Origin of the sequence: Clostridium mucosae (assembly GCF_024622765.1) — a bacterium.
In the GTDB taxonomy this organism is placed as follows: Bacteria; Bacillota; Clostridia; order Clostridiales; family Clostridiaceae; genus Clostridium.
Map to the genome: position 1 here is coordinate 1 of NZ_JANKAF010000061.1, position 1241 is coordinate 1241.

2 protein-coding genes and 1 pseudogene are annotated in these 1241 nt (G+C 30.9%); all 3 read left to right on the plus strand.

Translation table 11 applies throughout. The annotated features are described in order from the left end of the window. A partial coding sequence (locus tag NSA50_RS19685) for a hypothetical protein (RefSeq protein WP_257448251.1) occupies window positions 1–287 on the plus strand: 287 nt, incomplete at its 5' end. Window positions 288–293: 6 nt separating this feature from the next. Next, window positions 294–452 (plus strand): annotated as a pseudogene (locus tag NSA50_RS19970) (thioester domain-containing protein); the annotation flags it as partial. A 30-nt stretch (window positions 453–482) separates the two neighbouring features. After that, window positions 483–1241: MSCRAMM family protein (locus tag NSA50_RS19690; protein ID WP_257448253.1), on the plus strand; the 759-nt coding region annotated here is incomplete at its 3' end.

Genomic DNA, 1241 nt, shown 5'->3' on the forward strand with positions numbered 1-1241 from the left:
GATTGAGTTTAGCATTAGCTTGTTTGTTATCTTTTAATATATTACCAATGGGGAATATGAAAGTTAAAGCAGAAGAACTAACTAATAAGGTAACAGTAAATGGAATGTCAACAGATGAATATAATGATTTGTATCAGAAATATTTAGATGGTGACCTTTTAGAAAATCGTGCTATAGGAAATAGTGGATTAGGTATATCACTTGTAACATCATTTGGCTATCCAGTTATTGCACCACCAATAACAATAGATGGGGAAGTAGCATATTGCATGAATAGAAACTTATAATTCCCTATTGGAAGTCAGTATCCAAATGGTAATCCATATCATGACAATAAAGTAGCTTCAATATTATATTATGGTTATCCAGTTAATACTGGAAATTTACAAGGTAAGCATGGTATAAGTAATGAGCATGCTCAGTATTATACTCAAGTTGCATTATGGGTTGTAACAGGACAATTAGGAAGAAATATTAGTCCAATGAATGGTTATTTACAAGAACTTATAAACAAAGGAGACAATCAGGATATACCTTTCAGCAATTTTTCTATAAATCCAAGAAAAGTAGAATCAGAGCAAAAGAATGGCTATCAAGAAACACCAGAAATAAAAACAAATGGAGCGAAAGGGACATTTACATTTCCAAGTGATGGTAATGTTTGGTCAGTAGATTTAAATGGAAATAATAAAAATATATTTTCAGTAGGAGAAAGTTTTAAAGTAAGGTCAAGCAAAGGATATAATGGAGAAAAAAGTATAAATATTAATACTACATTACAAAAGCCAGCAGCACTTAAATATGACGGTTCTGGTGGAGTGCAAGATTTAGTTAAGTATTGGGAAGACCCGATTAGAGGACAAGCAAATTTAAGAGTTAAATTTAATGGTACTGGTAAAATAGAGTTATTTAAAACAGATGATTTAGGTAATGTATTAGCAGGAGTTAGATTTGGGTTATATTCAGATGCAGGAGCAACTAATAAAGTTGCTGAAGCAATAACAGGAGTAGATGGTAAGTTAGTATTTGATAATGTTATCGCAGGTGATTATTGGATTAAAGAACTAGAAACATTACCATCACATGTATTAAATATAGATATTAAGAAGGTAACTGTTAATGGTGGAGATACTCAAAGAGTAGACTACACAAATGAAATAATCAAAGGAAGAATAAAAGTAATTAAAGTTGATGAAGAAACAGGAGAAAGACTTCAAGGTGCAGAATTTGATGTTATAGAT